Below are 26,598 nucleotides of genomic sequence, written 5' to 3' on the forward strand. Positions count from 1 at the left end.
TCACCGGTTTGCATCCGGGCGATAACGTTCAGTGCGTGCCGGTGGCTGCGGGGATAGAGGCGACAGGTCTGGGCCAGGTCGTGCGAGGTGGCCGCCGAACCCTCGGCGGTGTCTCGCTCACCGTCCGGGCCGGGGAACTGGTGGCCGTCATCGGCGCCAGCGGAGCGGGCAAGACCACCCTCCTGCAGGCCCTGGCCGGGGTGCGCCCACCGGCCGAGGGCCGGGTCCGGCACACCGGGCCCCCGGGATTCATCGGGTACGTTCCGCAGGACGACATCATCCACCAGCAGCTGCCCCTGGCCCGGACACTGCGGTTCGCGGCCCGGCTGCGGGGCGTCGACGAGTCCCGGGTCGCCGAGGTGCTGACCGTTCTCGGACTCGACGACCGGGCCGGCACCCGGGTCGGCGCGCTCAGCGGCGGCGAACGCAAACGGGCCAGCATCGCGGTCGAACTGCTGGCCCGGCCGGCGGCGCTGTTCCTGGACGAACCGACCTCCGGACTGGACCCGGCCGCCGCCGCCGACCTGCTCGGGCTGCTGCGGCGGCTCGCCGACGACGGGGTTCCGGTGGTGCTGACCACCCACAACCCGGCCGACGTGCAGCGGTGCGACACGGCGGTGGTGCTCGCTCCGGGCGGGCGGCTGGTCTACCACGGCCCGGCGGACGCGACCGCCGCGCATTTCGGGGCGGACGACGTCGCCGGGATCTACGGGCGCCTCGACACCGCCGCCACGTGGCCGGACACCGCCACGGCGGCGGTTCCCGCTGCGGGGCCACCGCGGGAGCGGGCTTCGCGCGTACCCCGGCAGACCTGGAAACTCGCCCAGCGTGAGCTGGCGATCCTGACCGCCGACCGGCTCACCCTGGCCATTCTCGCCGGTTCCCCACTGGTGATCCTGGCGATGTTCCTGATGCTGTTCGAACCGGGTGCCTTCGGCCGGCCGCCGGACCCGCCGACCACGGTGATGGTGCTGTTCTGGATCGCTTTCGGGGTGTTCTTCTTCGGCCTCACCTACGGCCTGCTGCAGATCTGCACCGAAACGGCGATCCTGCGACGAGAAGTGTTCGCCGGGGTACGCCGCGGTCCCTATCTGGCGGCCAAGGTGATCCTGCTGCTGCCGCTGCTGGCCGTCGTCGATCTGCTGCTGCTGGTCGTGCTGCGGCTGCTCGACCGGCTGCCCGCCCTGACCGCGGCCGATTTCGCCGCGGTCTATGTGACAGCGGTGCTGGGGTCGGCGTGCGCGCTGGCGCTGGGACTGCTGTGCTCGGCGAGCGTGTCCGATGTCGCCCAGGCCGGTCTGGTGCTGCCGATGCTGTGTTTCCCGCAGGTGCTGTTCGTCGGCGCGATCCTGCCGGTGCCGGTGATGGCGCCGGTCGGCCGGGCGATGAGCTACGCGATGTCGAACCGGTGGTCGTTCGAAGCCCTCGGCCACAGCGCCGGCCTGGCGGAACTCTGGCGCGACGGCGGCTCCCCGCTCGGTCCGCCGCTGCTCGCCGCGTACCAGGACAGCTTCGCCCGGCCGGTCGGCGAGAACTGGCTGATCCTGGCCGGCATGACGGTGCTGTTCCTGGCCGCCACGTGGGGGGTGCTGCACCGCCGTGTCTGACCGTCTCGACGAGCTGCGCCGGACCGAATACGCCCACCTCGGCGACGAGGTCTACCTGGATTACACCGGCGCCGGCGTCTATGCCCGGTCCCAGTTGGACGCCCACCACCAGCGCTTGTCGTCGCGAGCCTTCGGCAATCCGCATTCGGAGAATCCGCCGTCGGTGGCCAGCACCGCGCTCGTCGCCTCGGCCCGCCGGGCGATTCTGGAATTCCTGAACGCCGATCCGGCCGAATACGCGGTGATCTTCACGCCGAACGCGTCCGGGGCGTGCCGGATCGTGGGGGAGTCCTATCCGTTCGGCCGCGGCCGCGACCTGGTGATGACCTTCGACAACCACAACTCGGTGAACGGCATCCGGGAATTCGCCCGGCGCGCCCGGGCCCGCCGGCGTTACATTCCGCTGAGCCCACCGGATCTGCGGGTCGCCGACGCTTCCGTGACCGCGGCCCTGCGCCGCCGTGGCCTTTTCGCCTTTCCGGCGCAGAGCAACTTCACCGGCGTCCAGCACCCGCTGGAATGGATCGAAACGGCCCACCACGCCGGGTACGACGTGCTCCTCGACGTGGCCGCCTACCTGCCCGTCCACGACCTGGACCTGTCCCGGTACAAACCCGACTTCGTGCCGGTCAGCTGGTACAAGGTGCTCGGCTACCCGACCGGCGTCGGCAGCCTGGTCGCCCGCCGTGCCGCCCTGGCCCGGCTGCGCCGCCCCTGGTTCGCCGGCGGCACGATCGCCGCGGTCAGCGTCGGCACCGAATGGCACCGGCTCGCCCCCGACGAGACCGCGTTCGAGGACGGCACCCTGGACTTCCTGCACATCCCGGACGTCGAATTCGGACTCGGCTGGCTGCGCGGCGTCGGCCGGGACCTGATCCGCGACCGGGTCCGCGACCTCACCGCGGCCCTGCTGACCGGCCTGGCCGCGCTCCGGCACAGCGACGGCACCCCGATGATCCGCGTGTACGGCCCGGCCGGCACCGTCGGCCGCGGCGCGACGGTGGCGTTCAACCTGCTGGACGCGGGCGGCCGGGTCGTCGACGAGCGCCTGGTCGCGTCGGAGGCCGCCGCGGCCGGGCTGGCGCTGCGGACCGGCTGCTTCTGCAACCCGGGCGCGGGTGAGGGCGCGTTCGCGATCGGCGCCCGGCAGCTGCGCGGCTCCACCCGCTGGGGTGTGCACACCATCGACGAATACCTGCGCCGGCTGGGCCTGCCGACCGGCGGCGCGGTCCGCGTCTCGTTCGGCGTCGCCTCGACCGCCGGGGACGTGCGGCGCCTGCTTGACTTCCTCACCCGCGCCTACCAGGACCGGCACACCGGCACGTCCGGCCTGGCCCCACGCCTGCGCTGCTGAACGTCATAGGAGAACCATGTCCTTCCAGGCCTGTCTCGACGCGAAACATGTCGGCACCGGCACCGCGCACAGAGAACCCCAGCACCGCACTGCGCCTGGACGGCGAGGCCGGCCGCGACGGCTAAACGGCTCTGCTGTTCAGCTCGAGGCGGCGCAGTGCCGGGACGAGCGCCGCCAACAGCATCGCGGCTGCTCCCAGACCGCTGCCGGCGACAGCGACGGTCGTGGCGCCGGCCACCGTGGTGAGGGCGGACGCGGCGATCTGGCCGAGGGGCATGGCCAGGAACGACCAGAACTCGTCGTGGGCGCCCACCCGGGAGAGCAGACGCTCCGGGATGTGAGTGGTGGTGACGGTCACCCAGACGACGGTGAAGAACTCGGCGACGACGCCGGCGGTGAACGTGGCGGCCGACAGCCAGACCAGGTTCGTACCGGTGCCGAGCAGCAGGAGCGGAAGGGCGGCCAGCGCCATGGCGGTCAGGGCCGGTGTCATGGGCCGCCGCGGGAGCGGCACCTTCACCAGGATCAGGCCGGCGCTCAGCGCCCCGGCCCCGCGGGCGCTGAGCGCGAGTCCCCACCCCGTGGGTCCGATCGTATGGTTGGTGATCACCGGCCCGAGGACCTGCCAGAAGCCCATGGTGGTGGCGTTGAAGACGGCGAAGGCCAGGGTCACCGACCAGATCCACGTCCGGGTCCGGAAATAGGTCCAGCCCTCGGCGAGATCGCCCAGCATGGACCCGGCCTGTGGCGGTGGGCCGGGCAGGGCGATCCGCGCGAAGCAGGCGGCCGCGACGGGGAAGGTGACGGCGTCGACGGCGATCGCCCAGCCGCCGCCGACCGAGGCGGTCAGCAGCCCGGCGGCGCTCGGCGCGAGGATGCGGGCGGTGTTGCCGGCGGTGGCGAGCAGCGAGCCGGCCTGCTGCAGGGCGCGGCCGGACACCAGGTTCGCGAGGATGCCGCGCAGGGCGGGCGTGGTCAGGCCCTGGAAGACGCCGTTGAGCGCGGACAGTGGTAGCAGCAGTGCGGGTGGCTGGTGGGTGAGCAGGACGACGGCGACGCCGGCCTGGGTGACGCCGGCGCCGAGGCTGGTCAGGCGGAGCACGGCGTCCCGGGGGTGGCGGTCGGCGACGGCTCCGCCGATCAGCATGGTGGCGACCATCGGGATCACGGCGGCGGCGAGGACCGCGGACAGCCAGGCGCTGCTGCCGGTGAGGTCCAGGACGCCGAACGCGAGAGCGACCGGCGCCATGAAACTGCCGGCCGTGGAGATCGAGCGTCCGGCGAAGAACCACCGGAACGCCGGCGTGCGCAGTGGCCACTCGGCACTGCGGTCCGCTGTCGTCTCGAGTCCGGGCACGAGGACTCACCCTGCCAGCACGAAACGGACGCATCAACCCGATTGCCCGGCCCTACGAAGGAATGCCGGGGCCACATCCAGTACGTTCCCGCGCAGCCGGCTGGACTGGCGGCACCACCCGGAGACCATCTTCTCCGGCGACGAATGCCTCGATCTCCGGGTGGTTACCAGCCGTTACAGCCGGCCGGCTGTGTCGCCGGCGAGGAGTCAGGGTGCCGGGGTGGCGGGTGGGCGCAGGGTGGCCAGAGCGGTGCTCCAGGCGACGACCTCGTCGAGGAGCGTGGCGAGTTGAGGGAGCTGGTACGCGCCGGGCTTGAACACGCTGTAGTTCTCGAACTCGCTGTTCAGGGCGAGCGTCACCTGCTGCCTCACGTCGGCCATCTTCAGCTCGCCGGCGATCAGCCGCAGGTGCTCGACCGCCCGGGCGCCGCCGACCGACCCGTACGAGACGAACCCGACCGCTTTGTTGTTCCACTCGGCGAACAGGTAGTCGAGGGCGTTCTTCAGCACCCCGGAGGTGCTGTGGTTGTACTCCGGGGTGACGATCACGTACCCGTCGAACGAGGCGATCTTCTCCGCCCATTTCTTGGTGTGCTGATTCTGGTACTGGCCCATCGACGGCGGGATCGGCTCGTCGAGGTGCGGCAGCGGGAAGTCCAGCAGGTCGACCAGTTCGAAGGCGGCGTCGCTGCGCTGCTTGGCGTTGTCGAGTACCCAGGTGGCGACCTGTTCGCCGTTGCGCTGGGGGCGGGTGCTGCCGAGGATGATGCCGATGCGGATCATGATGTGCTCCCGGGTTCCGGTGACTGGCCTTACCCGGACGTTACGTAGCCGTGGTGGCGGCCTGGCCGGTTTCGGTGAACCCGGCGGCTGCTGACCAGCCCACAAGTAGTCGGGGCGGATCAGCAAGCTGATTCCTCAGGACGTCCGGGTATGCAGTGGCATGTCCCGGGCGATCGCCCAGCACAGGACGGCAGCGACGACGGTGCCGCCGGCGGCCAGGGCCAGCGCCACCGGCACGCCGAGGTCCTGATGCCACTGACCGGCGTCGACGATGGGAAGGTCACCCGTCGCGTTCGCCAGGAGCAGACCCAGCGCGACCGGCAGGGCCAGCACACCGCCGACCTGGAAGCGGTAGAAGGCGGCGCCCAGGAACCACCCGGTCACCATCCAGCCCAGCAGCATCGTCCAGTAGTTTCCGAAGATCAGAAGGTAGTCCCCGGTGTTGTCGTAGAGCCGGTCCTGCGCGAGCTGGTGGGGCCAGCCCGCGGCACGGTAGAGCACCGTTTCCGCCGCGTAGCCGAGCGTCGTCATACCGGCCAGCACAGCGGTGGTGACGAGCTGGAACACCGGAACCTGGAGCAGGTATTCGCGGCGTGTCCGACCGTGCACGAGGAAGGTCGGCAGCATCGTCGCGAGCAGGTGGTAGCCGTAGCCGAGGGCGAGCCATCGCAGGAACGGGCCGCCGACGTCCAGGGCGCTGATGCGTACCGAGCCGAAAGCACTCACCCCGCCGAGTATCAGCCAGGCCAGCAGGATCAGGCCCGCCAGGCAGACCGCCAGGAACGGCAGGTGGGTGGTAAGCAGCAGGTGAGCGATCGGCCATCGCCGGGCCGGCCGGTTCATCGGGTGGCTCCGGTGGGCTGGGTGAGGTGGATGAAGAGGTCCTGTACCGCGACCGGTCCGATCTCCAGGCCGGCCGCTTCGGCGGCGCGGCGTACCTCGTCGGGTGCGCCGGACACGGTGACTGACTTCGTCGGTCCGAGTTGCTGCTGGTTCAGTATCGTCAGCCCGGCGACGACGCCGTCGACCGTTGCCGCCGGCCCGGTCAGCGACATGCCCTGGGCGCGGAGGTCGTCGAGGTCCTCGTGCACCAGCAGCCGGCCCTCCCGCAGGATCAGGACCCGTTCGAACAGGGGGCTGTGCTCCTCCACCAGATGGGTGGAGATGATGATCGTCCGGGGCCGGGCGATGAAGTCTCTCAGCAGTTCGTCCTGGAAGGCCTGCCGGGTCGGCGCGTCCATCCCCAGGTGGGCCTCGTCGAACATGGTGACCGGGGCTCGGGAGGCCAGCCCGACGGCGACGCCGAAAGCGGAACGCTGCCCCAGCGACAGCTCACTGACCCTCTTCCGTGGCGGCAGCCCGAACAGCTCGATCAGGGTGGTGGCGTACCCGGCATCCCAGCCGGGCCGCAGCCGCCGGGCGACGTCAAGCGTGTCCCGGACGCTGTCGGTGGGGTCGCCGACGATGCCGCTCTCCCGGATCAGGCAGACCTGCCGGGTGATCCGGGAGTTCTCGAAGACCGGCAGGCCGTCGACGGTCACCGTGCCGGCGGACGGCTTACGGAACCCGGCGAGGACCGCGAGAAGGCTCGTCTTCCCGGAGCCGTTACGGCCGAGCAGACCGTAGATCTTGCCGCCCGGCAGTTCGGCGCTGAGATCCTGAAGGCCGACAGTCTCCCCGTACCTCACCTGAAGATCGTTCACTGTGATGGTCAACGTCATCGTGCCTCCCCCGTGGCGTCGGTCGGCTGCTGAATGTGGTCGACGATGTCGGCGAGCGGGATCCCGATCGTCTGCGCCTCGGCCACCATCGGCCGGACCACATCGGTGAAGAACCGCTTGCGGCGCTCAGCGCGCAACGTCTGCTGGGCGCCGGGACTCACGAACATCCCGACACCGCGGCGTTTGTAGAGAAGCCCCTCGTCGACAAGCTGCTGAAACGCTTTGGCAGCCGTCGCCGGATTGATCCGGTAGAACGCCGCGTACTGGTTCGTCGACATGATCTGCTCGTCGGCGTGCAGCACCCCGCGCAGTACGTCGTTCTTGATCTGCTCGGCGATCTGCCGGTAGATGGGCCTCCGCTCGTCAAACACGCCCCACATCCAGCCTCTTCGGTTCCTTACTTCAGTAACGAACCATATCGGCAACCGCCGTTCCCCGTCCATCCTGGACCGCGGTCAGATAGCCCTCGGGTTGCCATATGGCCGGCGCCCGGGCGTGACGAAGTCCAGCTCCCACAACGGGAGCGCCGCGCGGATCTGTGCCGGATCGATCACCCTGACTCCTCGGTACGGCGGAACAGCCGTTAGCGCCTCCGGCTTGCGTTCAGCCACGAGGAGACACCTTGCCAGCGCAAAACGGACGCATCAACCCGATTGCCCGGGTCGTTTCGCAGTCGGGGTCTGCCTGCGAAAGGTGTCCAGACGATCTTGTCGCTTTCCCGTAACGGGCTCCACACCTCGCCTGCATTCGTCTACTGTCGACGGTCATCGATCATCGTGGTCGGTGACGGCGAAGGAGACGATGTGCGGAGACTGATCACCGCCGGCCTCGGGTTCGTGACCGCCCTGGCCGCCTCACTGGCGTTCCCCGGCCCCGCCTCGGCGGTCGACAACGTCCAGGACTGGCGGTGCACCCAGACCACCACCAGCCTCGGGAAGATCTGCGTCGAGGTGATGTTCGACAACACCAACTGTGACCGGTTGACGACGAACAACTGCGTGGGCCTGAACGGTGCCACCGTCCGGTACGTCTACATCTGGCTGATCGGCGCCACCGGTGAGGTGGACACGTCGGCCACGCTGCGGGTCGCCTACGACGTCTACGGGGACGGCACTTCCGCATACACCCGCAAGGGCACCGCGGCCTTCCGTGAGGAGGGCAGCGCCTGGATCTGGTACCCGCCGACGCCGCAGCACGACATCAACCGGGTCTGTGTCCGGGTCCGGTCCGCCACGGCCGCCACCTACGACTCCGGGGTCAACGTGGGTGGCATCAACCCGTACGGGCTCGTCGACGACGGCGCCTGCGGACTTCCGTGAAACCGGGTGAGCGCGGCCCGCAACCGGTCCGCGCTCACCGTCGCACCGGTCTCTGCCTCGGCTGACCAGGCCACGAAGCAGTCGGGGCGGATCAGCAGCGCGGACGCGGTCGTGCCGTGCAGCGTGCCGGTGACCACGTCGACCCGGTCTTTCCACGGGGCGGCGATCTCCGCGTACGCCCCGACGGAGTCCAGCAGCAGCGGCCGGGCCGTCCGCGTCAGCTCGGCGAGCCGGACCGGCCCCGCGCCGCTGTCGACGGTCACGTCGGGGGCGGTACGGCCGGCGAGCGGGTCCGCCGGATCCGCCGGGTAGCGGACGTCCGCGCCGGACATCAGCGCGGCGATGTGCCCGGTCACCTCCGGGTTGGTCAGCAGTTCGGCGAACAGGTCCCGCAGGCCGGTGACGTCGTCGCCGGGGGCGATCAGCGCCGACTGTGCCCGGGTGGACATCACGACCCGTTCGGCGACCGGGCGGCGTTCCGTCTCGTACGTGCCGAGCAATCCTTCCGGCGCCCACCCGTGGACCGTGGCGGCGAGTTTCCAGCCCAGGTTGACCGCGTCCTGCAGGCCCAGGTTGAGGCCGGGGCCGCCGATCGCCGGGTGTACGTGCGCGGCGTCGCCGACCAGCAGCACCCGGCCGTCCCGGTAGCGGGCGGCGATCCGGGTGTTGCCGCTGGTCAGCCGCCGCAGCAGGCCGGGGCCGTCCGGTGCGGTCAGGGGCAGTTCGGCGCCGAGCACCCGGGTGACGCTGGACCGTAGCTCCGGCAGGCTCATCGGGGTGTCGTCCGTCTGGGGTGCCGCCGGCCATTCGGTGGTGCTCAGCAGTGCCGGGCGGCCGGGGAACGGCGCCCAGGCGATCAGGCCGTGCGGGGTGCGGGTGTGCTGGAACGGCGGGACCAGGCCGTACCCGGGGATGAGTAGCCCGCCGGTCTGCGGGTCGACGAAGGACGCGGGCACGGTCACGGTGGCGGACCGGGAGACGGACCGGTCGTGGGTGACGCCGGGGAAGTCGATGCCGGCCAGGCGGCGTACGACACTGTGGCCGCCGTCCGCGCCGACGAGGTACCGGGCGGTGAGCCGGGTGCCGTCGGCCAGCACCGCCTCGACGGTGTCGGCGTCCTGCCGCAGGTCGACGAGGTCCCGGCCGCGGCGCACGTCGACGCCGAGTTCGGCGGCCCGTTCGGCGAGGACGGTCTCGAGCCGGGCCTGCGGCACGCCGAGCACGTAGTGCGGGTTGTCCGCAAGCATTGTCAGGTCCAGGGGGAACGCGCCGAAGACGAAGGCCGGCAGGGGCTGCGGCGGGGTGTCCGTGCCGCTGAGCCGGGCGTGCAGGCCGCGCCGGTCGAGCAGCCGGACGGCCTGGCCGACGATGCCGTTGGCGCGGGGTTCGCCGGTGGCTTCGCGGCGGCGTTCCAGGACGACGGGGTGCAGGCCGGCGAGGGCGAGTTCGCAGGCGAGCATCAGGCCGTTGGGTCCGGCGCCGGCGACGATGACATCGATCATGGTCGTGATCCCTTCGGGGCGTACGGCATCGACGCGTGACCGTCGACGGGTGGCGCGGGGGGATGCTTCAGCGGGTAGGTGCGGGCAGACCTGCGGCGATCTGGGCGAAGGCGCCGGTGATGAGGGCGTCGATCGGGGTGGGCGGGTCGCCGCTGTCGAGGTGGTGCTGCATGGCGACGCCGACGGCGGCGGTCGCGGCGGCGGCGACGAGCCGCGGGAACATGTCGGTGGCGAGGTCGGTGCCGGTGCGGTCGGCGACGGCGGCGGCCAGTTCGGCTTCGGCCGCGGCGGCGGCGCGCAGCCGTTCGCCCTGCAGGGCGGGTTCGGCGAGCATGGTGCGGATGCCGGCGGCCCAGGAGGCGTGGTCGGGTGACGGCATCGCCTCGACCTCGGGTCCGCGGGTGAACTGTGCCAGTGCGGCCACGGTGAGTGCTGTCCAGAGGGGTTCGGCGGCGGGGCGTTCGCGCAGGGTGGCGGCGGTGCGCAGGCTGCGGTCGAGGTGGCGGGAGGCGATGGCTTCGGCCTTGCTGGAGAAGTAGTTGTTGAAGGTGCGCGGGGAGACGCCGGCGGCTTCGGCGATGTCTTCGACGCGGACGTTGTCGTAGCCGTGTTCGGCGGTGAGGTGGATGGCGGCCCAGCCGAGCGCCGCCCGGGTCTCGGCTTTCTTGCGTTCCCGCAGTCCGCTCATGCCCCCACGGTAGCTATTTTTGCGTGTCCCGCAAAGATGCGTGGCGCGCAATTTTTCAGCCCGCCGGAACTCTACCCTTACCGGAGAGTAGAGTCGCCCGGCCCGCTCCGCTCCACCGACAAGGACACCGCATGTCACTCACCTCACCCCGCGTGCTGCGTACCGAGGTGCTCGCCGGCCTGGTCGTCGCCCTGGCGCTGATCCCGGAGGCGATCTCGTTCTCCATCCTGGCCGGGGTCGACCCGCGGGTGGGCCTGTTCGCCTCGTTCACCATGGCCGTCACCATCGCGTTCTGCGGCGGCCGGCCCGCCATGATCAGCGCGGCCACCGGCGCGATCGCCCTGGTGGTCGCCCCGCTGGTCGCCTCGCACGGCCTGAACTACCTGATCGCGGCGGTGATCGCCGGCGGCCTGCTGCAGATCCTGCTCGCGGTGCTCGGCGTGGCCCGGCTGATGCGGTTCATCCCGCGCAGCGTGATGGTCGGCTTCGTCAACGCCCTCGCGATCCTGATCTTCACGGCGCAGGTGCCGCACCTGATCGGCGTGCCGTGGGCGGTGTACCCGCTGGCCGCCGTCGCGCTGGCGATCATGGTGTTCCTGCCGCGGCTGACGACCGCCGTACCCGCGCCGTTGGTCGCGATCGTGCTGCTCACCGGATTCACGGTGCTGACCGCGGTGACCGTGCCGACCGTCGGCGACCAGGGCACCCTGCCGGACAGCCTGCCCACCTTCGTCCTGCCGGACGTCCCGTTCACCCTCGACACGCTGCGGGTGATCGCCCCGTACGCCCTCGGCATCGCCCTGGTCGGCCTGATGGAGTCGCTGATGACGGCCAAACTGGTCGACGACATCACCGACACCGGCTCGGACAAGACCCGCGAATCCTGGGGCCAGGGCGTGGCGAACATCGTCACCGGCCTGTTCGGCGGCATGGGCGGCTGCGCGATGATCGGCCAAACCATGATCAACGTGAAGGCGTCCGGCGCGCGGACCCGGCTGTCGACCTTCCTGGCCGGGGTGTTCCTGCTGATCCTGGTGGTGGCCCTCGGTGACGTGGTCGCGCTGATCCCGATGGCCGCCCTGGTCGCCGTCATGGTCATCGTCTCGGTGTCGACGTTCGACTGGCACAGCGTCGCCCCGGCCACCCTCCAACGGATGCCGGCCGGCGAGATCGTCGTCATGCTGGTCACCGTCGCCGGCACCCTCGCCACCCACAACCTGGCCGTCGGCGTGATCCTCGGCGTGCTCACCGCGATGGTCGTGTTCGCCCGCCGGGTCGCCCACTTCACCCGGGTCACCCGCGACGGCGACACGTACCGCGTACACGGCGAACTGTTCTTCGCCTCCAGCAACGACATCGTGCACCAGTTCGACTATGCGAACGACCCGGATGCGGTGACCGTGGACCTGTCCGCCGCGCACATCTGGGACGCCTCCTCGGTCGCCGCCCTCGACGCGATCAGCACCCGGTACGCCCAGCGCGGCAAGACCGTCACCTTCACCGGCCTGAACGAGGAGTCCGCGGCCATGCACGGCGCACTGGCCGGGCAGCTCAAGGTCGGACACTGACACCGGGCAGGATGGTGCGATGACCGCAGGACTCATGCAGATCGGCGAAGCGGCCGATCGTGTCGGCCTCAGCATCCGGACCATCCGCCACTACGAGGAGGCCGGCCTGGTCCTGCCGTCGGCCCGCAGCGACGGCGGGTTCCGGCTCTACACCGAACCCGACCTGGACCGCCTGCGGGTCATCAAGCGGATGAAACCGCTCGGCTTCACCCTCGACGAGATGCGCGACCTGCTCACCATCCTGGACGCCCTGAGCGACCCGGCGGTCACCGGCGCCGACCGGGGCGCCCTGCAGGACCGGCTCGGTGGGTTCCACACCGCCGCCCAGGACCGGGTGCGTACCCTGCGCGACCAGCTGGCCATGGCCGAAGGGTTCGCCACCCAGATCGAGGAACAGATCCACCGCCACGGCGGCGACCACACGGAGGCTTAAACCATGGCTACGGTACGTTCGGAGATCCGTCTCGACGTCCCCGCGGCGCAGGCGTGGGAGGCGGTCGCCGACGTCGGCGCCGTCCACCACCGGATGCTGCCCGGCCGGGTCGCCGACGCGGTCGTCGAGGGCGACGTCCGGACCCTGACGATGCCGGACGGTTCGCGGATCAGGGAGCTGATCGTGGCCGTCGACCACGATCAGCGGCGTCTCGCGTACACCGTGGTGGAAGGTCAGAAAATGCCGTTGACCTATCACCACGCGAGCTTCCAGGTCGTCGAGGAGGCCGCCGGGTGCCGCCTGATCTGGCTGACCGACGTGCTGCCGCACGCGCTGGCCCCCGCGGTCGAGGCCCGCACGTCCCGCGGCATCGTCGAGATCAAAGCGGTCATCGAACGGGACAGCGCCGCGGGCCATTGATCAACTAGCATGCGGCGGTGCTGTTCACCGTGCGTTACCTGATCCGCAGCGTCCTCGACGGCGGGATCCCACCCGAACCGGAGATCGACCCCGACAACGCACTGCCCCATCCAGCCCTTCTGCGGGTACGCGAACTCGCCCGCGCCGGACGGTGGCAGTCCGCCCGGGAACTCGTCGACGAGACCGCGCCCACCGACTGGGACCTGCGTCAGGGGCTGCTCGGCGAGATGACCAGCGTGGCCGTCGAGGACGGTCACGGGTTCGACACGTGGGTCGCGTCCCACCCGGACGACCCGACCGTGGTGCTGATGCAGGCCGAGGTGCTGGACCGGCGTGCCGGCGACGCCCGGGGCGGGGCGCCCGCCTCGGAGACATCCGCCCAGCAGTTCGCCGACTTCCACGCCCTGTCCACGTCGGCGAAACTGGTCGGCAAGCGGGCGATGGAGGTGGCCCTGCCCGGCGATCCGCAGCCGTGGACGCTGATGCTCTCCACGATGTTCGCCGACTCCAGCGCCCTGCGCACCTCGTTCGGCAGCGTCTACGCCGAAGGCCGGCGCCGCGACCCGCACAACTTCGCCCTGCACTCGACCGCGATCACCCTGCACTGCCAGAAGTGGTTCGGCTCCCACGAGCAGATGTTCGGCATGGCCCGCACCGCCGCCGCCGAAGCACCACCCGGCCACAAGACCGCGCTGCTGCCGCTGTACGCCCATTTCGAGTACGCGATGCGCGAATACTCGTGGAACACCTTCACGTCGAAGTCCCTGCGCGACTGCAAGCGCTACTTCCGGCGCCGCGAGGTGCGCGCCGACATCGACCAGTGGATCGCGAAGTTCCGGGCCGCCCCGCCCACCTCGGTCCGCATCCACGGCGTCCGTCAGTGGATGGCCATGTACTACAGCCTGTCCGGACAGCACCGGCAGGCGAAGGTGGTCTTCGCCGAACTGGGCACCCCCGTCGCGCCGATCATGGAGTGGGCCTGGTTCTGGGGCAGCCGCAAATACGGTTTCACCTGGTCCTGGTGGCGGTCACTCGGCATCCACTGAGCTTTTCGGTGGTGGGCCACCCCACATCTCGACGACCGCCCCGGCGGTGCCGTCCGCGATCAGATTCAGGACGGTGGCGACGACGTCGGCCGGCGGGATCAGCGCCCGCTCCTTGACGGCCAGCCGGCGCCACTGCTCCTGGGCCCGCGGCAGCCCGATCCAGTCCGGCGCCACACACATCACCCGGGTCCGGTGCGTCTGCGCCAGCCCGGCCGCACTGCTGGTGAAGCGGATCAGGCCGGCCTTCGCCGCACCGTACTCGGGCGAACCGTACGGGGCGGCACCCAGACCGCCGCTGGAGGCGATGTTGACGATCGCGCCGCCGCCCAGCTCCCGCATCGGCTCGAGAACAAGCTGACCGAGCATCATCGGCGCGATCAGGTTCAAGGTGATCGTCGCGGTCCAGGCGTCGGCGTCGGCCTGCGGATACTGCTGGTACGGGGTCCAGCCGCCGGCGTTGTTGACCAGCACGTGCGGCCCGCCGAGCTCGCGCGCGGCCGCCACGATCCGGTGCAGATCCGCGGGCTCCCGCACGTCGGCACGCAGCGCCCGGGCCGGCACGCCCACGGCCGCGACCCGGTCCGCGCAGTCCCGGGCGGCCGCCGCGTCGACGTCGGCCACGACAACGCCGTAGCCGGCGCCCGCCAGACCGATAACGATCTCCCGGCCGAGGCCGTCCCCGCCCCCGGTGACGATAGCGATCCTGGTCATGGTCACAGTCCTTCCCTTCCCGGACGTCTCGTGATCAACCCTGGGTGCACGGTGGACCGCAACGCCTCCGTGTTCTGCGTGCTCGAGATGTTCCACACCGGGCTCGAGCACCGCGACATCTTCGCCGCGGTCTCCGACCGCTGGTCGGATCCGCGCGCCGGGCTGCTGACCGGAGCACGCCGGGCCGAGGCGAAAACCACCGCACTCGGGGCGCTGGAACTACCCGAGGATCCGGACGATCTGCTGGCCAGGCACACCGCGGACCTCGATGCGGCGTGGCGAGCCGTCAGCGACGGGATCGTCCCGGACGGGCCGGTCGGCAGCGACGCCGACGGCCGGCTGCACGTGGCCAGAGACGACGCCCGCGACACCCCGCCCAGCCTGATCGACCTGCGCAACCGGCCGGGTGCGATGCTGCCCGGCGTCGATCTGCCCGAGGTGATCCTGGAGGTGATGACCGAGTACCCGGCCTTCGCCGGGGCGTTCACCGCGGTCTCCGGCGGGAACACCCGTCTGGCGGACCTGCACGTGTCGATCGCGGCGCTGCTGACCGTCGTAGCTTCCCACGGCCGGAAGCGCCCGGTGTCAGACAGCGCGGAGGGCGGTGCGGTGCGGGCGCTCGCGTAGGTGATCCAGCGCTGTGGCGGTGGCGTCATCAGCGGGTAGCAGAAGGATCAGTTGCTGGGCGTCCGAGGGAGGCAGCTCAAGGACCTCCCGATTCCATCGCAGTTGATGCGCGCGCGGGTGAGTCATCCTCAGCGGGACTCGGGCAGGAGGGATGTGGCGGTGCAACCGCCGCGTGAACTCGGTGCCGGCTACGGTCGCGAAGTCTGCCGTGAACCATGCGAACGTCTCGGTCGAGGGCCCGAGCCACAGGTTGAAGACCTGCTCGTCGGCGATCTGGTCCCAATCGACGAAGGTGGTTCTGGCCTGAGGATGGGTGAAGACATACCGGGTGAGGTTGGGCTCCTCGGCGTCCAGCAGGCCGGTGTCGCGCATGACCGTGCCGAAGCCGTCGGTGTGGGCAAGCACGTCACCGAGCCGGTTGGTGACGAAGGCGATGCCCGGCTCGAGGAGGGTGAGTATCTGGCGCACGGCCGGCCGTATGGTGCGCTCGGGCGGCGCCGGCCGGACATGTCCGGCGCATGCCCCACCAGTGATCTTGGCGAGGTAGCCCAGATGGGTGCGTTCGGCGGTGCCGAGGTCGAGCGCGTCGGCGAGGGCGTTGACGACCGAGCGGGACGGGTTGCGGTCGCGGCCCTGTTCGATTCTGGTCAGATACTCGACGCTGACCCCGGCCCGTGAGGCCAGCTCCGAACGTCGTAGCCCGGGGGCACGTCGTCGCTGGTGTGCCGCAAGGCCTAAGTCCTCTGGCCGGATGCTGTCGCGTTTGGCCCGGACGAAGTCTCCTAGCGGCGTACCCATGCTGCGAGCCTACGGCCCCGCGCGTACGGCCGGCGGGGTGCAGGGTGGCCCTGTGGGGGCCAGCCTGCACCCGGTCTGGCTGCTCGGCCGGAAACGACGGATCGTCGCCGGCATGAGCGACAAGAGCAGACTCGTGGTCATCGTCGGTAGCGTGCGGGAGGGCCGGTTCGGGCCGGTCGTCGCCTCCTGGGTGGCGGACCAGATTCGGGCACACGGCGGTTTCGACGTCGACCTCGTCGATCTGGCCGGGGTCGACATCCCGCTGACGCTGCCGGCCGCGTCGCCGAAGTTCGCCGGGGACGACTACCCCCGTCCCGAAGGCATGGAAGACCTCACCAGGAAGCTATCGGAGGCCGACGCCTTCATCATCGTCACCCCGGAGTACAACCACAGCTATCCCGCGTCGCTGAAGGCGTTCATCGACTGGCACTTCACCCAGTGGACCGCCAAGCCGGTGGCGTTCGTCAGCTACGGCGGTGCGGCCGGTGGCCGGCACGCGGTGCTTCACCTGGAGAACGTGCTCACCGAACTGCACGCGGTGACCATCCGCGACGGACTGGCCTTCCCCAATTACTTCACCGCCTGGAAGGACGGCACCCCGCTGGACGCCGCGGCAGCCGGCTACGCCAAGACGCTCCTGGAACAACTTTCCTGGTGGGCGCAGGCGCTGCGTGCCGCCCGTACCGCTGTCCCGTACCCGGGTGGGGCGTGACGATCGATGGACTACACCAGTCTGGGCTCGTCGGAGCTGCAAGTGAGCCGGATCGCGCTCGGCTGCATGGCTCTGGCCCAACCCACCGACAGGCACCCGTGGACGCTGGACGAGGACTCCGCTCAGCCCATCTTTCGGCGAGCGGTCGAATTGGGCATCACGCTCTGGGACACCGCGAACGTCTACGGACACGGCACCTCGGAGGAGATCCTGGGCCGGGCCGTGCGCCGTTTCGCCCGGCGTGAGGAAGTGGTCATCGCCACGAAGGTCGGCCTCCCGATGCACGATGGGCCGACCGGCTCCGGCCTGTCCCGTCGGGCGATCATGGAGCAGATCGACGCTTCGCTGCGCAGGCTCGGCACCGACTACGTCGACGTTTACCAGATCCACCGCTTCGACCCGAAGATCCCCGTCGAGGAGACGATGGAGGCCTTGCACGACGTCGTTGCCGCGGGCAAGGCGCGCTCTCTCGGTGCCTCGTCGATGGCTGCCTGGCAGTTCGCCAAGATGCAACATGCTGCTCAGCTACATTCCTGGACCGGGTTCGTCTCGATGCAAAACCAATACAGCCTCGTGCAACGCGAGGAGGAACGGGAGATGTTCGGGCTCCTGGCCGATCAGGCCGTATCCAGCCTGCCTTGGTGTCCACTCGCCTCCGGCCGCCTTGCCCGTCCCTACGGCCAGCAGACGTCACGCTCGGTCAACGACCAGATCGGCAGGCACTTCTTCGACGACGCCGACCGCAGCATCATCGACGCGGTACAGACCGTCGCAAGCGCCCAGGACGTCACCATGGCACAGGTCGCGCTCGCGTGGGTCCTGAGCAATCCGGTCGTGGCCGCACCCATCGTGGGTGCCACCGCGCCACACCACCTCGATGACGCCGCCGCAGTGACGGTCACGCTGGGCGAGCAGGAGCACGTCATGCTCACCGCTCCCTACACTCCACGGCAGCCGACCGGCTATTAGCGCCGTGGGCGAAGTCCCATCCGAATGTGTGTCGCCCCGGCTCGGTGTTCACGGATGGGTGAGGATCACCGTTCGGACGACGCCGATGGTCACCATCAGCGGACGTGGCAGTGCACCTCGATGCCGGTGCGGCCGGATGCCGGGACGACGACGGGTGCCTCCGAGGCGCAGCCAGAAGGTACTTGATCTCGGGCATCGGGTTCTTCCTGCGCGGTGCGTGACGGTTCCCGGCCACCATCGCCGGAGCCGGGCCCGACGCGGATCAGCCGTCCGGCCGCTGTCGGCAGCCCGGCTCCGGGCCCGGCTCCGCCGTCCGGCCGGTGTCGGCGGCCGGTGGGCTCCGCGCGTACCCCCGCAGGGGTTTGATCTGGCAGAATGCGCCGGTGAGCAGGCCGCGGGTGGTATTGCATGGCAGCGTGAGCGTCGACGGGCGCCTGGCCGGCTTTCCCGTCGACCGTGATCTGCACGAGGAGATCGGCGCGCGGATCGGGGCCGACGCGGTGCTGGCCGGCAGTGGCACGATGCTGGCGGTGGCCGCGGCGCACGGTGTGGATCTGAGCGGTGAGGACGCCGGGCGCCTGCCGCCGGCGGTCGACGGGCGGCCGCTGCTCGTGGTGGCCGACGGGCGGGGGCGGCTGACCCGGCTGCGCTGGCTGCGTGACCTGCCGCGGTGGCGTGACGTGGTGGTGTGGTGTTGCGCGGACACGCCGCCGGAGCACACCGACCGGCTTCGCCGTCTCGGGGCCGGGCATGTGGTCACCCGGGGCGCACGCGTTGATCTTGCTGCGGGTCTGGGCTCTCTCGCTGTGGGGTACGCGGTGAGTACCGTCCGCGCCGACGCCGGGGGGATGCTCGCCGCGCGGCTGGCCGAGGACGGCCTGGTCGACGAGCTGAGCCTGATCGTCGCGCCGCACGTGGCCGGTGCCGCGAGCAGCCGGGCCGGGGATACGGCCCGGCTGCTCGATCAGGTCTCCGCGCGGCGTCTGATGCTCGCCGACGTGCAGCCGCTGCGTGACGGTCACGTCTGGTTGCGGTACGCCCTGCCCTAAGGGACCGTCCACTTCTGGGCGCCGCTGCCGTTGCACGTCCACAACTGCACCACGGTGAAGTCCGCCGACGACCCGCCGGTCAGGTCCAGGCACTTGTTCGCGTTCGGGTTCACCAGGTCGCGGGCGCTGCTGTACGCCCACTGCTGCGCGCCGGTGCCGTTGCAGTCCCACAGCTGGATCCTGGTGCCGTCGGCGGTGCCCGAGTTGGACACGTCCAGGCATCGCCCGGCGGTGCGGATCGTCCCGTCGCCGGGGAACGTCCACTGCTGGGTGGCGTCACCGACGCACGAGTACAGGTCGACCGCCGTGCCGCCCGCGGTGTTGCCGCCCGCGGCGCCGATGCACTTGCCGGCCAGACCGGTGATCGGGCCGGTGCGCCCGCCTCCGCCCCCGGTGGAGCTGACGAATTTCCAGGTCAGGTTGAGGACGCCCGGGGTGTCGGCCGGGTCGGTGGAGGCGAACTGGGCGAACGCCGCCTGGCTCAGGTCGATGTGGGTGGCGGCGCAGGACGGGCACTTGTCCTTCACTGGCACCGTGATCGTCCTGCCGTTGTAGGTGACCTCGACCGAGATGCCCTGGCACAGTGGGTCGAGGTTCGGGTTCGCCGTGGTCCAGTAGGTGTGGGAGACCGCGACGAGCATCTCGGTGGCGGCGTTGATCGGGGTGCCGCACGCCCCGTACCCGGCGTCGTTGTAGAAGGTCGCCTTGCCGGCGATCGGCTGGCCGATCGGGATCGCGGCGGCCGCGAACGTCATCATCGCGGCGAGCAGCGCCTTGAGGATGACCATCAGCAGTACAGGTTGGTGCCGGCCGCGACACCCAGGATCTGGGTGAACCGCAGGTACGCGTCGACCCGGCTCTGCACCTGGCCGGGGTTGCGCCCGTCGCATTCCAGGCTGCCGTTGATGGTCCGGATGGTCTGCCCGAACCCGGCGCTGGTGACCATCGCGTTGTGGCCGGTCATGCTGCCCGCCCCGGTGGAGGTCATCCAGAACCAGAGGCCGGTCTTCCAGGAGACGGCGGCGTCGTTCTGCACCAGCCACGGGTTGTTCAGCAGGTCGATGCCGAGGGCGTCACCGGCCGCCTTGTAGTTGTAGTTCCAGGACAGCTGGATCGGCCCGCGCCCGTAGTAGGCGGACTGGCCGGCGGGGCAGCCGAACGGTTGTCCCCAGTCGCAGTAGTGCGGGTAGTTCGCGGTGTTCTGTTCGACGATGTACACCAGTCCGCCGGTCTCGTGGCCGACGTTGGCGAGGAACGCCGCCGCCTCCTGCTTGCGGACGGTGTCGCTGCCGGTGCCGGCGAAGCCGGGGTACGCGTTGATCGCCGCGATCAGGCCGCTGTAGGTGTAGAAGCCGTTGCGTCCCGGGAACATCTGGTTGAACTGGGCCTCGGTGACCACGAATCCGCTGCCGGAGCTGGTCGGCACGGTCCACTTCTGGGCGCCGGTGCCGTTGCACGTCCACAGCTGCACGACGGTGAAGTCGGCCGACGAGCCGCCGGTCAGGTCGAGGCATTTGTTCGCGTTCGGGTTGACCAGGTCGCGGGCACTGCTGAAGATCCACTGCTGGGCGACCGTGCCGTTGCAGTCCCACAGCTGCACCTTGGTGCCGTCGGCGGTGCCGGCGTTGGACAGGTCCAGGCACTTGCCGGCGGTGCGGATGGTGCCGTCGCCGGGCAGGGTCCACTGCTGGGTGGCGTCGCCGACGCACGAGTACAGGTCGATGGCCGTGCCGTTGGTGGTGTTGCCGCCCGCGGCGCCGATGCACTTGCCGGCCAGGCCGGTGATCTGCCCGGTCGCGGCGGCGGCCGCCGGCCCGGTGGTGAGGGTGAGCAGGCCGACGGCGGTGACCAGGCTGAGGAGGGCAGCGAGCAGGGTTCTGCTCCTGCGATCAGGGGAGCTCATGCCGTCAATGCAACACCGCCTCGCATTGACGTGTAAAGATATCTAAGGTTTGTTAATTTTTTCCGCGAGTTCACTCACGACCCGCGCCGGGTCATCCATCAGCACGGCCTGCATCCCGAACGCCCGCGCACTGTCGACCAGCCGCGGCACGTCGTCGACGAACACGACCTCCCGCGGCGCGCAGCCCATCCGGCGGCAGGCCAGCTCCCACAGGGCCGGATCCGGTTTACGCAGCCCCACCTCGTGCGAATAGATCAGCTCGTCGACCAGGTCCCCGAAGCCGTACCGGGCGTGTTCGCGCTCGCGGGCACCGACGAAACTGTTGCTGATGATCCCGGTGCGCACGGCCGGGCGCAGGCTCCGGGCGTACTCGATGATGGTGGTTTCGGCGACACCCAGGTACTGCGTCCACATGTCGGCCATGATCGCGTCGACCTGCGGCGCGGTGAGCCCCAGCCGGTCGGCCATCGCCCGGTGCACCTCGTCCTCGGTGACCCGGCCGACCTCACCGGCCGTCCAGACATCCGCCATGGTCGTGCCGATCGTGCCGCCGGCCAGCCCGAGCCGCGCCTCCCAGACCCGGTCGAAGTCCATCGGCGTGACCCTGGCCAGCACCCCGCCGACGTCGAAGACCACTGCCCGGATCGTCATGCGCGTCCTCCCTCTTCCGCGACCTGTGTCACCACCGGGATCTCCCGTCCTGGAGCGATCTCCACGTCCACCGGCACCATCGCATGCGGGTCAACGACGTGCTGCGCCGCCCCGGCGTCTACGACCGGTGCCCTCAGCCCACGTAGCCGATCTCGGTGAGGTCGTCGGCCAGACGGAACCGGCAGCGTGCGCCGGGGCCGGTTTTCGGCCAGGCTGGACGACGATGAACGAGCACACCGATTTCCGGGAGATCGCCGACCGGGTGTACGTCCTGCGCCACCCGGTACTGGACGTCAACGTCACGCTGGTCACCGCGCCCGGCGCCGCCCTCGTCGTGGACACCCTGTCGACCGTGGCGCAGGCGCAAGAACTGGCCACCGCGATCCGGCGGATCACCCGGGATCCGGTGACGATCGTGAACACGCACCACCACTTCGACCACTGTTTCGGCAACGCCACCCTCGCCGGGCCGGGAACACCGGTGTGGGCGCACGAGGACGCCGCCCGGCAGATCGCCGAGAGCCGTCCGGAACTACTGGCCGGAGAGTGGCAGGCGAGCCATCCGGAGCTGGCCGCCGGGCTGGCCGGGGTCACCGTGCGGGTGCCCGACCGGCTTGTCCGGAGGGGGACCACGATCGACCTGGCCGGGCTGCGAAGCGTGACGGTGCGGCATCTCGGGCGCGGGCACACCTCCGGCGACCTGGTCGTCGTGATCGGCGACGCGGGCGTGGTGCTCGCCGGGGATCTGGTGGAGCAGGGCGCACCGCCCGCATACGGCGACGACGCGTACCCCCTGGAGTGGCCGGGCACGGTCGCGGCCCTGCTGGATCTGATCCCGCCGGACGGGACGGTCGTGCCGGGGCACGGCGCGCCGGTGGACCGGGCGTTCGTGGTCGCGCAGCAGGAGCAGCTGCGCGACCTCGAGCAGCTGATCCGAACCGGGCACGCCGACGGTGCCACCGTGGAGGACACGGCAGGCCGGTCACCGTTCGGCGTGGAGGCCTCCCTGGTTGCCGTGCGCCGCGGCTACGCCGCTCTCTGACAACGAGACGTCTCCTGGAAAACGCGGCGCCGACGAGAGCAGGGCGCCGATCACCGCGGCGACCGCCGGGCGGGTGGCGTCGCCGCGTCGGCAGGCCGCCCGGGTACGCCGCCGCGTCTCCAGCGCCGTCAGGCGTACCCCGTCCGGCGGATCGGCCGCTGCCAGCGCCGGCACGAGTGACACGCCCTGACCGGCGGCGACCAGGGCGAGCACGGTGCCGAAGTCGTCGGCGTGGTGCCGGACCCGGGGTGTGAACCCGGCCGCCGCGCACACCCGCAGGGTCACTTCGTGGCACAGGGTTCCCGGCGTCGCCAGAATCCATGGCATGACCGACATATCTGAAATGTCGGATGTAGACGCGAGAAACACCGTCTCCGACAACAGTGGCACCTGCTCCAGCAACGGATCGTCCGGAGCGGGCACCACGTCGTAATCGTGGATCAGCCCCACGTCCAGGGTCCGGTCGCGCAGCGCGACCGGCACCAGAGACGGATCGAGTTCGGTCACCGCCAGCTCCAGTGCCGGATGCTGCGTGCCGAGCGCGACCAGGACCCGGGGGAGCAGGGTCCGCATCGCGCTGGGGAACGCGCCGATCCGGATCGGCCCGGCCGGCCCGGAACGGACCGCGGCCAGCGCCGCGTCGGCCTCCTCCAGAGCGGCCAGCACCGTAGCGGCGTGCCGCACCAGGACCCGCCCGGCGGCGGTGAGCCGCACACTGCGGCCGGTGCGTTCCAGCAGCGGCACCCCGGCCTCGCGTTCCAGCGCGGTCAGCTGCTGGGAGACCGCCGACGGCGTGTAGGACCGGGCCTGCGCGACCCGGGCGATCGTCCCCAGCCGGTCGAGGTCGTGGAGCAGTTGCAGCCTGCGCGCATCCAGCATCAGCACAGCTTACGGTCGAACCCACGAATCGGAACTGGACCTTACGCTGACGATTCCGGCACGGTAAATGGCATGAACGGAATCCACGTCCCGCTGATCACCCCCTTCGACGAAACCGGGGACGTCGCTCTCCGCGTACTCGACAAAGAAGCACACGACGCTCTCGCCGCCGGCGCCGCGGGGTTGGTGGGCCTCGGGACCACCGGCGAACCCGGCTCGCTCAGCGCCACCGAACGAACGTCGATCCTCGACGTCCTGACCGGCATCGGCGCACCGCTGACGATCGGCGCGAACACCCGGGCCGAACTCGACGAGCTGCGCGGACGTCCCGCGGTGACGGCCGCGCTGACCCTGGTCCCGCCATTCCTGCGACCCGGCGAAGACGGTGTGGTGGCCCATTTCGAGGCCCTGATCCAGGTCAGTCCGGTGCCGATCGTCGTCTATCACGTGCCCTACCGCACCGGACAGCAACTGTCCGCGCACACACTGCGACGACTGGCCGCGATCGACGGGATCATCGGGGTGAAATACGCAACCGGCGGCGTCGACCCGGACGTGATCGACCTGCTCGCCGACCCGCCGCCGGACTTCGCGATCCTGTGCGGCGACGACGCCGTGACCTCGCCGATGCTCGCACTCGGTGCCGCCGGAGCCATCCTGACCTCCGCAAACGTGGCACCCGGCGCGTTCACCGACCTGGCCGCGGCCTGGCGCGACGGCGATACCACCCGGGCCCGCACACTGGGCGCACGGCTCGCGCGGATGTCGGCGGCGCTGTTCGCGGAACCCAACCCCGCCGTGGTCAAGGCAGTCCTGCACGCGACAGGCCGCATTCCCACCCCGGCGGTACGCCTACCGTTGCTTCCCGCCACCGCCGCGTCCCTCCGCGCCGCTCTCAGTGCCGCAACTCTTCCAGCACATCGATGAGCCACAACCGGTCCACACCATCCGGAAGCGGACGCGGCGTACCGTAGGCGAGCTCGGCGAGCGCCCACCGGGCCGCCGCGAACTCACCCGCACCGACATCCACCTGATACCACGACGCACCGTCGGCCGGCACCGGCTCACGCAGCAGCGCCGACACCGCGCGGGCCGTCTCCACCGCCAGACCCGAACCGGCCTCCCACTCGGTGTCACCCATCTCGGCCACCGACACGTCGACGACCCCGGCCAGCAGCGCCAGCATCGACGGATCCCCGGTCAGCCGGACCCCGGTCGGGATGGTCCGGACCACGGTCCGGGTGATCGGCACGTTCGCCGCACCGGCCCGGTTCTCGCCGAGCCGGTACTGCACGCTCTGATGCTGCCAGCCCTGCGCCAGACGCAACGCGGTCATACCGTCCTCACTGACCACCGCGGCATCCGCACCGGCGGTCAACAGCACCGCGACCACCCGCTGCTCATCGCGTTCGGCCGCGTGCATCAACGCGGTCCGGCCCTGCGGATCCCGGGCGTCCACATCCGCACCGGCCTGCACCAGCACATCGACAGCGGCATGATCACCACGACGGGCGGCCACCACGATCGCCGGAGTCCCGTCGGAGCGCCGCACGTCCGCCCCGGTCCCGTGCTCGAGCAACAGCCGCAGCACCGCCGGCGGAGTGGAGGTCATCGTCGCGGTGACGATCGGATCCTCCTCACCCGGCGCCGGAATCGCCCCAGCGCCCAGCAACACCCGCAGCGTCGCCAGAGCGGCCGGGCGGGGCCGGAACCGGGCCTGCGCGACGGCATCGACCAGCACACTGGGCCGGGTGTCGTCACCGGCCAGCGCACCGTGCCGGACCAGGAGCCGGGCCACCTCGGACCGGCCGTTGACGACCGCACCGCGCAACACACTGGGCAGGATCCGGGCGCCCGCGCCGAGCAGCACCCGCACGATCTCCAGGTGCCCGGCCCGGGCCGCCTCCACCAGGACCGTCCCGGCGAACGTGCCGGGGGAGTCCGGGTTGGCACCGTCGGCAAGCGCCCGCCCGGCGGCCGCCTCGTCACCGCCCGCGACCGCGTCGGCCAACCGCTGATCAGCGGTCATCGTGCACCTCCCGGATTGTCTGGCTTCATGCGATCCTGCCCCAGGGCGATGCCGCCGTCCGGGCCGGGGGTCCGTGTCATTAGGGTCGGTCCGGTGAAACGGCGCATGGTGATCACCGGCGGCAGTGGTTCCCTCGGACGACGGCTCGTCGCCCGCGCATCCGCGCAAGGCTGGGACGTCACCGGCACTTACCTGTCCACGCCGTCCCCGACCGCAACCGTGCACCTCGACATCCGCGATCCCGCCCAGATCCGCGACGTGCTCGCCGAGCTGCGGCCGGACGCCATCGTGCACGCCGCCGCGGGCCGCGACCGCAACGACTGGCTGTCCACCGCCGACGGCGCCGGCCACGTCGCCGCCGCGGCGTCCACGATCCGCCTGGTGCACGTCTCCAGCGACGCGATCTTCGCCGGCAGCCCGCAGGAGTACGACGAGGACGCCCTCCCCGACCCGGTCTACCGATACGGCGCCGCGAAAGCCGCCGCCGAGACCGCCGTCCGGGCAGCCGCCCCGGACAGCACGATCGTGCGAACCTCCCTGATCCTCGGCGACGGCAACGGCGCCCACGAGATCCTCACCCGGGACCTGATCGCCGGCCGCGCCCAGGGCGCGCTGTTCACCGACGAGATCCGCAAACCGGTGCACGTCGACGACCTGGCCGACGCCCTGATCGAACTCGCCGGCACCGACCACCACGGGATACTCAACGTGGCCGGCCCGCAGGCCGTCAGCCGCTACGACCTCGGTGTGCTCGTCGCCCGCCGCGAAGGCCTCGACCCGGCACTGATCCCGTCGGCCACCCTCGCCGGCCTCGGCCTGCGCCGCCCCGCCGACGTGCGGCTCGCCCTCGGCCGGGCCCAGAAACTGCTGTCCACACACCTGCGGCCGGTCTCGGAGTTCCTGGCGTAAATCGGCTGACTGATCGGGACCGCGCTGCCCATACTGTCGGCCATGACGACCAGCCGCACGATCCGCGTCACCGTCCGCGGATCCTTCGACAACCTGACCGACGAGCAGAAGACCGCGCTGATCGCCGCCGGCGCCGACCACGCCGACATCCTGGCCGTGCAGTACACCGAGGACGGCCATCTCACGTACGACCTGGCCGCCCGGCCGTTCTTCACGTTCCGCTTCGGCGAGCAGGTCACCGACGAGAAGGACATCCCGCAGGTGACGGCCCGCGCCGAGGCGAAAGCCGCCGCGTGGATGGCCGACCGGGGATATGCGTTCAAGAAGCTCACCTCGCAGACCGTGGACCTGTCCGAGGTGCCGCTGGGCCCGCGCGGCCGCCGGATCAGCTCGTCGGGGACGCACTGACCACCCGCTCGATCAGCTCTCCGGAGGGCTCGCGCTGACCACCTGCTCCACCGCGGATTTGAAGATCCCGAGGCGGCCGAGCACGCCGCCCTCGGGTTCCCCTCACGGACCTG

The 26,598-nt window shown here is 70.7% G+C and carries 29 protein-coding genes; 15 read left to right on the forward strand and 14 right to left on the reverse strand.

What is annotated here, in order from left to right:
- Nucleotides 1-35 precede the first annotated feature (35 nt).
- Both QSK32_RS16515 and QSK32_RS16520 read left to right on the forward strand, forming a co-directional pair.
- The gene (locus QSK32_RS16515; RefSeq protein WP_285472420.1) at nucleotides 36-1,607 is read left to right on the forward strand and encodes an ATP-binding cassette domain-containing protein; all 1,572 of its coding nucleotides are present in this window, start codon (nucleotides 36-38) and stop codon (nucleotides 1,605-1,607) included.
- Nucleotides 1,600-2,961, forward strand: coding sequence for an aminotransferase class V-fold PLP-dependent enzyme (locus QSK32_RS16520; protein WP_285472421.1), 1,362 nt, complete (start codon nucleotides 1,600-1,602; stop codon nucleotides 2,959-2,961). Before QSK32_RS16515 ends, QSK32_RS16520 begins: the two co-directional genes overlap by 8 nt.
- A 121-nt stretch (nucleotides 2,962-3,082) precedes the next feature.
- Here the strand turns inward: QSK32_RS16520 and QSK32_RS16525 are convergent, their stop codons facing one another.
- The 5 genes from QSK32_RS16525 to QSK32_RS16545 all read right to left on the reverse strand — a co-directional run bounded on the left by QSK32_RS16525 (nucleotide 3,083) and on the right by QSK32_RS16545 (nucleotide 7,202).
- Nucleotides 3,083-4,318 carry an MFS transporter gene (locus QSK32_RS16525; protein ID WP_285472422.1) on the reverse strand — a complete coding sequence of 412 codons (1,236 nt, stop codon included), beginning with the start codon at nucleotides 4,316-4,318 and terminating at the stop codon, nucleotides 3,083-3,085.
- A gap of 207 nt (nucleotides 4,319-4,525) precedes the next feature.
- Complete coding sequence (locus tag QSK32_RS16530; RefSeq protein WP_285472423.1) at nucleotides 4,526-5,101, reverse strand: NADPH-dependent FMN reductase; 576 nt, start codon at nucleotides 5,099-5,101, stop codon at nucleotides 4,526-4,528.
- A 135-nt stretch (nucleotides 5,102-5,236) separates the two neighbouring features.
- Complete coding sequence (locus QSK32_RS16535; protein WP_045745494.1) at nucleotides 5,237-5,944, reverse strand: hypothetical protein; 708 nt, start codon at nucleotides 5,942-5,944, stop codon at nucleotides 5,237-5,239.
- Nucleotides 5,941-6,822: an ATP-binding cassette domain-containing protein gene (locus QSK32_RS16540; RefSeq protein ID WP_045745493.1), complete on the reverse strand. Its 882-nt coding sequence runs from the start codon at nucleotides 6,820-6,822 to the stop codon at nucleotides 5,941-5,943. Before QSK32_RS16540 ends, QSK32_RS16535 begins: the two co-directional genes overlap by 4 nt.
- Nucleotides 6,819-7,202 carry a GntR family transcriptional regulator gene (locus tag QSK32_RS16545; RefSeq protein ID WP_342669809.1) on the reverse strand — a complete coding sequence of 128 codons (384 nt, stop codon included), beginning with the start codon at nucleotides 7,200-7,202 and terminating at the stop codon, nucleotides 6,819-6,821. Before QSK32_RS16545 ends, QSK32_RS16540 begins: the two co-directional genes overlap by 4 nt.
- A gap of 423 nt (nucleotides 7,203-7,625) precedes the next feature.
- Between QSK32_RS16545 and QSK32_RS16550 the strand changes: the two genes are divergently transcribed.
- Nucleotides 7,626-8,141, forward strand: coding sequence for a hypothetical protein (locus QSK32_RS16550; RefSeq protein ID WP_157411303.1), 516 nt, complete (start codon nucleotides 7,626-7,628; stop codon nucleotides 8,139-8,141).
- Here the strand turns inward: QSK32_RS16550 and QSK32_RS16555 are convergent.
- The gene (locus QSK32_RS16555; protein WP_285472424.1) at nucleotides 8,066-9,643 is read right to left on the reverse strand and encodes an FAD-dependent monooxygenase; all 1,578 of its coding nucleotides are present in this window, start codon (nucleotides 9,641-9,643) and stop codon (nucleotides 8,066-8,068) included. The genes QSK32_RS16550 and QSK32_RS16555 overlap by 76 nt on opposite strands.
- Before the next feature lie 67 nt (nucleotides 9,644-9,710).
- Entirely contained in the window at nucleotides 9,711-10,331 is a 621-nt protein-coding gene (locus tag QSK32_RS16560) for a TetR/AcrR family transcriptional regulator (RefSeq protein ID WP_045745489.1), read from the reverse strand.
- A 131-nt stretch (nucleotides 10,332-10,462) separates the two neighbouring features.
- Between QSK32_RS16560 and QSK32_RS16565 the strand changes: the two genes are divergently transcribed.
- The 4 genes from QSK32_RS16565 to QSK32_RS16580 are packed head-to-tail and all read left to right on the forward strand — an operon-like array spanning nucleotide 10,463 to nucleotide 13,798.
- On the forward strand, nucleotides 10,463-11,899 hold the full coding sequence (locus QSK32_RS16565) for a SulP family inorganic anion transporter (protein ID WP_285472425.1): 1,437 nt from the start codon (nucleotides 10,463-10,465) through the stop codon (nucleotides 11,897-11,899).
- Nucleotides 11,900-11,918: 19 nt separating this feature from the next.
- Nucleotides 11,919-12,332, forward strand: a complete 414-nt coding sequence (locus tag QSK32_RS16570; protein WP_063775559.1) for a MerR family transcriptional regulator — start codon at nucleotides 11,919-11,921, stop codon at nucleotides 12,330-12,332.
- 3 nt (nucleotides 12,333-12,335) lie between these two features.
- A complete protein-coding gene (locus QSK32_RS16575; protein ID WP_285472426.1) occupies nucleotides 12,336-12,752 on the forward strand; it encodes an SRPBCC family protein in 417 nt (138 codons plus the stop codon).
- Between the two features lie 17 nt (nucleotides 12,753-12,769).
- On the forward strand, nucleotides 12,770-13,798 hold the full coding sequence (locus tag QSK32_RS16580) for a hypothetical protein (protein ID WP_045745486.1): 1,029 nt from the start codon (nucleotides 12,770-12,772) through the stop codon (nucleotides 13,796-13,798).
- On the opposite strand, the gene QSK32_RS16585 is transcribed toward QSK32_RS16580, so the two are convergent.
- A complete protein-coding gene (locus tag QSK32_RS16585; protein WP_285472427.1) occupies nucleotides 13,781-14,509 on the reverse strand; it encodes an SDR family NAD(P)-dependent oxidoreductase in 729 nt (242 codons plus the stop codon). The two genes, QSK32_RS16580 and QSK32_RS16585, sit on opposite strands and share 18 nt — an antisense overlap.
- Before the next feature lie 30 nt (nucleotides 14,510-14,539).
- Between QSK32_RS16585 and QSK32_RS16590 the strand changes: the two genes are divergently transcribed.
- Nucleotides 14,540-15,136 (forward strand): hypothetical protein, encoded by a 597-nt coding sequence (locus tag QSK32_RS16590; RefSeq protein WP_285472428.1) that lies wholly within the window; start codon nucleotides 14,540-14,542, stop codon nucleotides 15,134-15,136.
- On the opposite strand, the gene QSK32_RS16595 is transcribed toward QSK32_RS16590, so the two are convergent.
- The gene (locus tag QSK32_RS16595; RefSeq protein WP_285472429.1) at nucleotides 15,095-15,934 is read right to left on the reverse strand and encodes a helix-turn-helix transcriptional regulator; all 840 of its coding nucleotides are present in this window, start codon (nucleotides 15,932-15,934) and stop codon (nucleotides 15,095-15,097) included. The genes QSK32_RS16590 and QSK32_RS16595 overlap by 42 nt on opposite strands.
- Nucleotides 15,935-15,986: 52 nt before the next feature.
- On the opposite strand from QSK32_RS16595, the gene QSK32_RS16600 reads away from it, so the two are divergent.
- From QSK32_RS16600 to QSK32_RS16610, 3 genes are all read left to right on the forward strand, one after another.
- A complete protein-coding gene (locus tag QSK32_RS16600) occupies nucleotides 15,987-16,646 on the forward strand; it encodes an NADPH-dependent FMN reductase (protein WP_353050973.1) in 660 nt (219 codons plus the stop codon).
- Between the two features lie 6 nt (nucleotides 16,647-16,652).
- Nucleotides 16,653-17,615, forward strand: a complete 963-nt coding sequence (locus QSK32_RS16605; RefSeq protein ID WP_285472430.1) for an aldo/keto reductase — start codon at nucleotides 16,653-16,655, stop codon at nucleotides 17,613-17,615.
- 398 nt (nucleotides 17,616-18,013) lie between these two features.
- Nucleotides 18,014-18,664 (forward strand): dihydrofolate reductase family protein, encoded by a 651-nt coding sequence (locus tag QSK32_RS16610; protein WP_052720909.1) that lies wholly within the window; start codon nucleotides 18,014-18,016, stop codon nucleotides 18,662-18,664.
- On the opposite strand, the gene QSK32_RS16615 is transcribed toward QSK32_RS16610, so the two are convergent.
- Genes QSK32_RS16615 through QSK32_RS16625 form a run of 3 tightly spaced genes read right to left on the reverse strand, consistent with a single transcriptional unit; the run spans nucleotide 18,661 to nucleotide 21,218 of the window.
- The gene (locus QSK32_RS16615) at nucleotides 18,661-19,452 is read right to left on the reverse strand and encodes a cysteine/serine endopeptidase inhibitor (RefSeq protein WP_285472431.1); all 792 of its coding nucleotides are present in this window, start codon (nucleotides 19,450-19,452) and stop codon (nucleotides 18,661-18,663) included. The genes QSK32_RS16610 and QSK32_RS16615 overlap by 4 nt on opposite strands.
- On the reverse strand, nucleotides 19,452-20,567 hold the full coding sequence (locus QSK32_RS16620; protein ID WP_285472432.1) for a glycoside hydrolase family 19 protein: 1,116 nt from the start codon (nucleotides 20,565-20,567) through the stop codon (nucleotides 19,452-19,454). Before QSK32_RS16620 ends, QSK32_RS16615 begins: the two co-directional genes overlap by 1 nt.
- Nucleotides 20,568-20,609: 42 nt before the next feature.
- Complete coding sequence (locus QSK32_RS16625; RefSeq protein WP_285472433.1) at nucleotides 20,610-21,218, reverse strand: HAD family hydrolase; 609 nt, start codon at nucleotides 21,216-21,218, stop codon at nucleotides 20,610-20,612.
- A gap of 223 nt (nucleotides 21,219-21,441) precedes the next feature.
- Here QSK32_RS16625 and QSK32_RS16630 point away from each other — a divergent pair, with 223 nt between their 5' ends.
- Nucleotides 21,442-22,260, forward strand: coding sequence for an MBL fold metallo-hydrolase (locus QSK32_RS16630; protein ID WP_285472434.1), 819 nt, complete (start codon nucleotides 21,442-21,444; stop codon nucleotides 22,258-22,260).
- Here QSK32_RS16630 and QSK32_RS16635 read toward each other — a convergent pair.
- Entirely contained in the window at nucleotides 22,201-23,139 is a 939-nt protein-coding gene (locus QSK32_RS16635) for a LysR family transcriptional regulator (RefSeq protein WP_285472435.1), read from the reverse strand. The genes QSK32_RS16630 and QSK32_RS16635 overlap by 60 nt on opposite strands.
- A 72-nt stretch (nucleotides 23,140-23,211) precedes the next feature.
- On the opposite strand from QSK32_RS16635, the gene QSK32_RS16640 reads away from it, so the two are divergent.
- The gene (locus tag QSK32_RS16640; RefSeq protein WP_285472436.1) at nucleotides 23,212-24,066 is read left to right on the forward strand and encodes a dihydrodipicolinate synthase family protein; all 855 of its coding nucleotides are present in this window, start codon (nucleotides 23,212-23,214) and stop codon (nucleotides 24,064-24,066) included.
- On the opposite strand, the gene QSK32_RS16645 is transcribed toward QSK32_RS16640, so the two are convergent.
- The gene (locus tag QSK32_RS16645) at nucleotides 24,035-25,168 is read right to left on the reverse strand and encodes an ankyrin repeat domain-containing protein (RefSeq protein ID WP_285472437.1); all 1,134 of its coding nucleotides are present in this window, start codon (nucleotides 25,166-25,168) and stop codon (nucleotides 24,035-24,037) included. The two genes, QSK32_RS16640 and QSK32_RS16645, sit on opposite strands and share 32 nt — an antisense overlap.
- A gap of 93 nt (nucleotides 25,169-25,261) precedes the next feature.
- Here QSK32_RS16645 and QSK32_RS16650 point away from each other — a divergent pair, with 93 nt between their 5' ends.
- Nucleotides 25,262-26,077 carry an SDR family oxidoreductase gene (locus tag QSK32_RS16650; protein ID WP_285472438.1) on the forward strand — a complete coding sequence of 272 codons (816 nt, stop codon included), beginning with the start codon at nucleotides 25,262-25,264 and terminating at the stop codon, nucleotides 26,075-26,077.
- A gap of 42 nt (nucleotides 26,078-26,119) precedes the next feature.
- Nucleotides 26,120-26,485 carry a DUF6204 family protein gene (locus tag QSK32_RS16655; protein ID WP_045745475.1) on the forward strand — a complete coding sequence of 122 codons (366 nt, stop codon included), beginning with the start codon at nucleotides 26,120-26,122 and terminating at the stop codon, nucleotides 26,483-26,485.
- The last annotated feature ends 113 nt before the right edge of the window (nucleotides 26,486-26,598 follow it).

The organism is Actinoplanes sp. NBRC 101535 (assembly GCF_030269225.1).
Classification (GTDB): Bacteria; Actinomycetota; Actinomycetes; order Mycobacteriales; family Micromonosporaceae; genus Actinoplanes; species Actinoplanes rectilineatus.